The sequence below is a fragment of the uncultured Brachyspira sp. genome (assembly GCF_949287625.1).
Lineage (GTDB): Bacteria > Spirochaetota > Brachyspiria > Brachyspirales > Brachyspiraceae > Brachyspira.
The window spans coordinates 1-8,189 of record NZ_CASEGO010000120.1 but is presented as its reverse complement, the minus strand read 5'-3'; the positions used below and the strand labels follow the sequence as shown (position 1 = coordinate 8,189).

Genomic DNA, 8,189 nt, shown 5'->3' with positions numbered 1-8,189 from the left:
ATAAGTGGAAAAAAGAACTATCAATAGCATTAGCAGAGAATTTTCATCTGTTTGAAAATTGACAAACTATATTTGTTTAGGTATATACTAAAAATTTTTGAGTTTGTCAATTTTTTATTCAACTTTTTCCCGCCGCAAAAAGTTGCAAAAAGTGCAAATCTAAAAATAATACTAAATAGTACTAATTATGTCTTACATGTAGAATAAATTATTAAATTAAACCTAAAATAAAGCCTTTCGCTACCGAAGGTACGCAGAGCGGGCGGGCTGTGCCTGCTTCTCGCCTGCCTACGGCACACAGAGTGAGGCGTATTCGTATGTGGCACACCTGCCTACGGCACGCAAAGCGAGGCGGACAGGCGTCATAAAAGAACTGCTGGTTGAGTAGAACTCTATGCAACTTCGCAAGGGCAAAGACCAACTATAAATTCCAAAACGCTATATAAATAATTATTAAAATAGTTTTGAAGCAAGTATAATTATATAGTTAATACAAAAAAGCACCCTCATTTATAATAAATGAAAGTGCTTTTATAATTATTTATTCTTAATTATTATTTTACCAAACTAGAGAAATCAAGCATATTCTTAAAAATTTTATCTACTGATGAAAGTAAAGCTATACGGTTATTTTTGATTTTTTCATCTTCTACATTAACCATTATATCTTTAAAGAATTTATCCAAAGGTTCATAAAGACTTGCAAGAAGAGAGAAAGTTTTTTCATATTCTCTCTCTTCCATAAGTTTATTAACTTCATTTAATTTTTCTTTATATGTATTATATAATGATTTCTCAGCTTCTTCTTTTAATAAAGCATCATCTAAATTAACATCTTTAGCAGATTTAATCATATTTTTTATTCTTTTAAATACCGTTAAAAGATTAGAGAATAAAGCTTCATTTTTCTTTCTAAACTCATCAACAGCTTCTATTTTTAAGTAAGCATCATACATATCATCTATACCTGTAGAAAGTACTCCTGCAACAGAATCTTTAGCAAAATCAATATCATTTTCAAAGCGGGATTTAAAGAACTCAAATATATCTTTTACCAAATCTTCACTTTTATTATTTCTTGCTTCTTTAGGCATAGAGTTAATTGATTCTTCTATTAATTTTTTAAGATTTACATGCTTTTTAGATTTTATAAGTATATTAATAATACCAAGAGCCTGTCTTCTTAAAGCATTAGGATCCTGAGAACCTGTTGGTATATCTCCTACATAGAATCCTGCTGCTATATTATCCATTTTATCAAGTATAGCTATAGCTTTACCAGTATCATTAGAAGGTATATTGTCAGAAGCAAATAAAGGTCTGTACTGCTCATTAATAGCCAATGCAATATCATCATTAAGATTCATAGCTTTAGCAAAATATCCTCCCATTATACCCTGAAGTTCTGGGAAGTTATAAACCATATTGCTCACCAAATCTGATTTCATATATTTAATAGCTTTAAGTATATTATCCTTATCTTTTTCATAACCTAGAAGTTTTATTAATATCTCAGAGTTTTTCTCAAGTCTTTTTACTTTATCGGCAACGCTTCCAAGCTCTTTTCTAAACATAAGCATTTCAAGTCTTTCATTCATCTCGTCCATACCTTTTCTTATATCTTCTTGGTATAAGAATCTTCCGTCTGAAAGTCTTGCAGTTAATACCCTTATATTTCCAGCTATTATCTGAGGAGTTTTAGGCTGATTGGCAGTTATTACAAATACATTAGTTAAAGATCCGTCTTTTTTGCATAATGGAAAGTATTTTTGATGTTCAATCATTTCGCTTGTCAATACTTCTTTAGGAACTTCTAAGAATTTAGAATCAAATTCTGCAGTGAGCAAATAAGGCTCCTCAACTAAATCCACAACTATTTCTGATACTTTTTTCTTAGAAACTGCTTCAAAACCAAGATCTTTTTCAATATTTTCTAACTGATTAATAATATTTTCAAGTCTTTTTTCTCTTGATACAACAACATGTTTTTCAAGCAATACTTTTTCATAATCTTTAGGATTTTTAATTTCAGTAAACTCTGGAGAAAGAAGTCTATGTCCAGTTACTTTATTATTTGTTTCTATTCCAGCAACAGAAGTTTTAATAATTTCATCTCCGAATAAAGCAAGTACATTTCTAATAGGACGTACAAAAGCAAAATCTTTATCAGCCCATCTCATTTTCTTTTTAAAATCTATTTTAGAAACTATATCTTCCAATACTTCTTCAAATAGTTTTTTAGTTTCTATACCTTTTTTCTCTTCTTTTACAAATAAATATTTTTTTCCGTTTACTTCTTTTATATATGGTTTATTAAAGGACTCATTTTCATCTATATTTTTTATAGATGAAAAATCAATATTATGAGCTTTTAAAAAACCTTCGCCTGCTTTTGTTAATACGCCGTCTTTTAAAGCACTTTCAAACAAAGGACCTCTAAACTCTGCAACTTCATCTTTAGACTTCTCTTCTACATCTTCAGCAAGAATAGATAATCTTCTTGGAGTTGTATAATCTGTTATGGATTTAAAATTCACACCGTTACTCTTCAATGTGTCTTCCATAATCTTTTTAAAACTTATACTTGCAGGATAGGCAAAATCTGCAGGTATTTCCTCAACCAATATTTCAATAAGTAAATCTTTCACTTTAATATTCCTTAAAATAATATATTAATACCTTATATTCTATATTTATATATAAAAAAAACAATATTTTTTTGCTGATAATTTATAATTTTATTAACTATTTGCTTAATGCAAGGTTATATATAAATAGCGGGATAATAATATTTAAACAAAACTATATAAATTAACGATAATTGTAATATTGATTTTATATAATTAATATACTATATTTATGATATAAATTTTATGGAAGATTTTTTAATATGCAGACAATAAAAACAAAACAAAATATATTAATAATAGATGATGAAGAGGACATACTTACAACATGTCAAACTATTTTGGAAGATGAAGGCTATGATGTAGAGATAGCAAAAAATAATAATGAAGCTGAAAAAATACTAGAAAGTAAAAATATTAATTTGGTATTCTTAGATGTATGGCTTCCTAATGTAGACGGACTTGATATTTTATCACATATAAAAGATAAATATCCTTCTACAGTTGTTATTATGATGAGCGGACATGCAGGAGTAGAAACAGCTGTAAGGGCTACAAAAATGGGAGCTTATGATTTTTTAGAAAAACCTATAAGTATATCTAAATTACTTTCAAGCTGCGATGAAGTTTTTAAAGAACATGTTAATAATAATATAGAAATAGAAAATACAAATAACGAACATACAAATAAAAAAACTGAATGCAAATATAAAATACATCAAAGAACAATAGCTAAAAGTGTAGTTGTGAGCGGTTTTGCCCTAATGGAAGGAAGAAAAACTGCATTAACTCTTGTACCTGCAGAAGCAAATACTGGAATAGTTTTTATAGATATTAATACAAATACTCATATAAAATTATCTCCGGAAAATATTTTATCAAAAGATAAATCCGGTGCTGTTAATTCTACTGCTTTGGTATCTGGAAACAGATATATAAAAACAACAGAACATTTTTTAGCAGCACTTCATATGATGGGTATTACCAATTTAATAGTAAAATGCGACGGAGAAGTTCCTAATGTAGACGGTTCGGCTTTGGTATTCTGTGATGCACTAAAAGAGGCTGGTTTTGTTGAACAAGATGATTATGCAGATCCTATAGTTATAGACCAAACTTTGACTTACGGTAATGTTAATGATGATGAAACTTACATTATACTATCTCCTTATGACGGGCTTGAAGTAACTTTGCGTATAGATTTTGCAGGTTCTATAGGAGTTCAGAAATATACATATAAATTTGAAAACTTTGATCAGTTTACAGAAGAAATAGGTAAGGCTAGATCATTTAATACTATAGATAATATAGACTATGCACAAAAAATGGGTATGGCTGGAAGCGGTATGATAGGAAGCCATATATTATTATGCGATGGTAAAGTTATAAATACTAAACTTCATTTTGATAATGAGTTTGTAAGGCATAAAATTTTAGATATAATTGGAGATTTATATATTTTATCGAGACCAATAAAAGCTAAAATAACTGCTAATAAATCCTCACATTCTTTTAATCATTCTGTTGTGCATGATTTGGCAAATAGATATTTATAGATAGATATTTATATAAAGAAAACATATTGATTTAATAATCAAAAATGTTAGAATATCATACCAGAATTTTTGTTTAAGAGTTATAATATATGGCAGATAGCAGACTAAAAACGAATACGACAGAAGAACAAAATAATATATCTCTATATTTTGCTGATGCTAAAAAAGAAAAGCTATTAACCCGTGAAGAGGAAATAGAACTTACAAAAAGACTTAAAGAAGGCGACGCAGAGGCAAGGTCTAAACTTATTAGAAGTAATTTAAGATTTGTTATAACTATTGCAAAACAGTATAAAAACAGCGGACTTCTGCTTGAAGATTTGATAAGTGAAGGCAATATGGGACTTATAATAGCAGCAGACAGATTTGACCCAGATAAAGGATATCACTTTATATCATACGCTGTTTATTGGATAAGACAAAGCATATTAAGAGCCATAAATGAAAAATCAAGACTTATAAGACTTCCCCTAAATAAAGCTATGGATTTGGTTGATTTGGAGCGTACAGTGCATCAGTATTACTATAAAAGCGGATATACTCCAGATGTTAATGAGCTTGCCGCCATATTAAATAAAGATCCTAACGATATACTGCATATTATGTCTATGAGTACAGAGCATATATCTCTTGAAGGCGAATATAATTATGACGGAATGAAAGACAGGCTTATAGACACTATAGAAGATAAAACTTCAAAAAATGTTGAAGAAACTGCTATAAATAAAGAGCTTATGGAAGAGTTAAAGACTGCCATTGAAAGTTTATCGGATATAGAAAAACAGATAATTAATGCAAGATACGGTATAGATCAAGAGAGAAAGACACTTAAAGAAGTTGGTGAGATGTTTTCTTTCACTAAAGAACGTATAAGGCAAATAGAAAAAAAAGCATTAAGAAAAATGCATTCTCAGAAATACAGTTCATTAAAAGATTTCTTAAAATAGAATTTCTTATAAAAATCAGTAAATTTAATTAATATTTCTTGTGTAATTTCAGATAATTATTATACTTACACTAATTTATTAAAAAAAACAATAATTTTTACAATAATAAAATTTTAAGTATATTTTTTATAAAATGGAGGTTATTTTGCAAGATAAAGAACTATTAAATATACTTGATATTTTCATGAAAGAAAAAAATCAACTAATAGAAAGAATAAAAAAAGAAAGAAAAAAATTAATACCTAAAATAAATATTATAGAATACTCTATGTATCCTGAAATCTTAAGAAATCAATTATTGTATGATATTTTGAAAGTAAATTTTTTAATTGATAACAATAAAGAAATTAATTTTGCAAGAGATTTTGCCAATTATATTATAAAAGATATGCTTAACTTTAATAATATCAATACTGATAAAGATATAAATATTGATGCTGACATTATTGAAGATAATATAAAAATTGAGATGAGTATATATAATAATGATTTTAAAATTATTATAGAAAGCAAAATAAATATTTTTGAATTAAAAAAACAATTAAAAAATTATTCAGAGGATAATTTATTTATTGTTATTTTAAGTAAAAGCGATTATGAATCAAACATATTAGACGCTAAACTAAAAAATTATAACAGAGTATGCTGTTTATCAAATAGTGATATTGCATATTTTATAGATAATAATATTATAAATAAATATAGTTTCTTAAAAGATGATAAATATTCATCGATTTATTCAGCATTAATTCAAGTTAGAAATAATGAAATAAATATAAGCAACAAAAAAGAGGAATACAATATGGAAAAGTCTATAATAGAAGATTTTTTAAACAATAATGAAGTTTATAAATCATTAAATACTATGAAAGATATAGAAGAATGTTCAAAACTCTTTTTAGAGGTAAGCAGCATAATAAAATCAAAAAAAATAGAGATAAATCCTATAAAAAATCAAATAGAAATTATTAAAAATATTATAAATTATTTAAAAATAAATGGACTTAATAATGATAACTGCAGATATTTAGATGAAAAAATATTCAAAGAAAATATTGCAAATAGTAATACTGCAGCTTCAACTCCAATAATTATTTATTTGAATAAGCAGCTTTTAATCAAATTATTTATTAATATACATTACTGCCATGTAAGCATATTTTCAAACAGCAATGATATAATAGATAAACTAAATCAAAAAGAAATTAAAGATGAAATACAAAAGATATTTTCACCTTTTGAATTATTTGAAGGAAAAAATGATCCAGACCCATTAGATTATTTGTATGTTTATTATTTCTACATAAATAAAGATGACAAAGCTGAAGAAATAGCAAATATTATAATAAAAATATACAATTATTTAAAAAAACAAGATTTCTAACAAAACATGTCTGGACTTTATATACATATACCTTTTTGTACTTATAAATGCAGCTACTGCAATTTTTATTCTATTGTTAATATGAATAATACTGATATATACAAAAAGTATACTCACTTCTTAATAGAAGAACTTAAAATTAGAATAAAAGATTATAAGCAAAAAATAGAAACTATATATTTAGGCGGAGGTACACCTTCTGTATTAGGTCATGATTTATTAAAATATCTATTAGATAATATAATAGATATTGTTTATACACATAATGAAAATAAATATTTAATAAAAGAAATAACAATAGAATCTAATATAAATAATATAAATGATAAATATATTAATTTTTTAGAAAATATAGGAAATATAAGGCTTTCACTAGGCATACAAACATTCAATGAAAAAAGTTTATCTATTATAAACAGACACACAGACAAAAAAGATATTATAAATGCACTTAAATTAATAAATAAATCATCTCTAGAAAATATCTCTCTTGATTTTATATGCGGACTTCCTTTAAACTCAAAAACACAGATAAAAGATGATATATTATTTTCATTTGACCTTCTTCCAAAAATAAAGCATGCTTCTCTTTACTATTTAGAACTCACAGAATCACTGAAAAAAAAATGGGAAAAATTACTTCCAAGCGAGGAAGAATCAATTATTTATTATAAACTAGCTTCTGATACATTAGAAGGCTTGGGATTAAAACGATATGAAGTGTCAAATTTTGCTCTTTCTAATTACACTTCTATTCATAACAGCAATTACTGGCTTATGAAAGATTATATGGGAATAGGGGTATCTGCTTCAGGCTGCTATAATAATATAAGATATACAAATACAAAAATGCTTAATGATTATTTTAATTCTATATCTAAAAATAATCTTGCAGAAAAAGAAAGCGAATATTTAGATAAAGATACTAGAAAAAAAGAGTTTATATTCCTTTCACTGAGAACAGTAAAAGGAATAGACATAAATAAATATAATTGCATTTTCAATGAAGATTTTTATTTGAAACACAAAAAAACGATAAACAGCCATAGAGAATATTTTAACATATCCCCTAAATACTTATCTATAAAAAATTCTTATTTTAATTATGCTGATGAGATTAGTATATTACTGCTGTGATTTTATTAAAGATTCCTGAAAGTTTTTGTCATTTATAAGATATTTATCAACTATTACTGCTAATGCACTATCTTCTTTTTTCAATTCTTTTGCTCCCCTTGTTATCGAACAAAGGCTTGCATTAAGATGTTTTGCTATTTCATATTGAGGCATTTTTTTCCTTAATAGGGTGACTATCCTAAGTCTTTGCTGTATCATATCCTGTTCGTCCTTAGTAAAAAGTTCCCCTAAAAGCTTCTTAATAAACTCTTCATCTGTTTCTGTTGCTAGAATATGTGCTAAAAGTTCCATAATTTATTCTCCTTTAATTATTACTATTTATAATACTACTATAATAAGTATAGAATAAATATTAATTTTTTCAAGTGAATTTTGTAATTATTACAGATAATAAAATATATTTTATTATTTTATAATGTATATTACAAGTATGTATATATTACTGTTTATAAATAAAGGCATATTTATGAAAAAAACTAATAAAAAAACTAATAAAAAAACTAATAAAAAAACTAATAAAAAAACTAATAAAAAAACT

General features: G+C 26.0%; 6 protein-coding genes. 4 read left to right on the top strand and 2 right to left on the bottom strand.

What is annotated here, in order from left to right:
• Positions 1-554: 554 nt before the first annotated feature.
• On the bottom strand, positions 555-2,648 hold the full coding sequence (gene glyS / locus Q1X91_RS13810; protein WP_300758825.1) for a glycine--tRNA ligase subunit beta: 2,094 nt from the start codon (positions 2,646-2,648) through the stop codon (positions 555-557).
• 242 nt (positions 2,649-2,890) lie between these two features.
• Between glyS and lpxC the strand changes: the two genes are divergently transcribed.
• The 4 genes from lpxC to hemW all read left to right on the top strand — a co-directional run bounded on the left by lpxC (position 2,891) and on the right by hemW (position 7,651).
• Positions 2,891-4,183 (top strand): UDP-3-O-acyl-N-acetylglucosamine deacetylase, encoded by a 1,293-nt coding sequence (gene lpxC / locus Q1X91_RS13805; protein ID WP_300758822.1) that lies wholly within the window; start codon positions 2,891-2,893, stop codon positions 4,181-4,183.
• An 89-nt stretch (positions 4,184-4,272) separates the two neighbouring features.
• Entirely contained in the window at positions 4,273-5,130 is an 858-nt protein-coding gene (locus Q1X91_RS13800) for an RNA polymerase sigma factor RpoD/SigA (protein ID WP_013113455.1), read from the top strand.
• A gap of 145 nt (positions 5,131-5,275) precedes the next feature.
• Entirely contained in the window at positions 5,276-6,514 is a 1,239-nt protein-coding gene (locus Q1X91_RS13795; RefSeq protein WP_300758815.1) for a hypothetical protein, read from the top strand.
• A gap of 6 nt (positions 6,515-6,520) precedes the next feature.
• Positions 6,521-7,651: a radical SAM family heme chaperone HemW gene (gene hemW / locus Q1X91_RS13790; protein ID WP_300758812.1), complete on the top strand. Its 1,131-nt coding sequence runs from the start codon at positions 6,521-6,523 to the stop codon at positions 7,649-7,651.
• Here hemW and Q1X91_RS13785 read toward each other — a convergent pair.
• Entirely contained in the window at positions 7,640-7,942 is a 303-nt protein-coding gene (locus Q1X91_RS13785; RefSeq protein ID WP_013113458.1) for a Trp family transcriptional regulator, read from the bottom strand. The genes hemW and Q1X91_RS13785 overlap by 12 nt on opposite strands.
• Positions 7,943-8,189: the final 247 nt, after the last annotated feature.

Excerpts from the sequence above, each read along its gene's own strand:
- lpxC (WP_300758822.1), top strand. The coding sequence starts at position 2,891 with ATGCAGACAATAAAAACAAAACAAAATATATTAATAATAGATGATGAA.
- Q1X91_RS13800 (WP_013113455.1), top strand. The coding sequence starts at position 4,273 with ATGGCAGATAGCAGACTAAAAACGAATACGACAGAAGAACAAAATAAT.
- hemW (WP_300758812.1), top strand. The coding sequence starts at position 6,521 with ATGTCTGGACTTTATATACATATACCTTTTTGTACTTATAAATGCAGC.
- Q1X91_RS13785 (WP_013113458.1), bottom strand. The coding sequence starts at position 7,942 with ATGGAACTTTTAGCACATATTCTAGCAACAGAAACAGATGAAGAGTTT.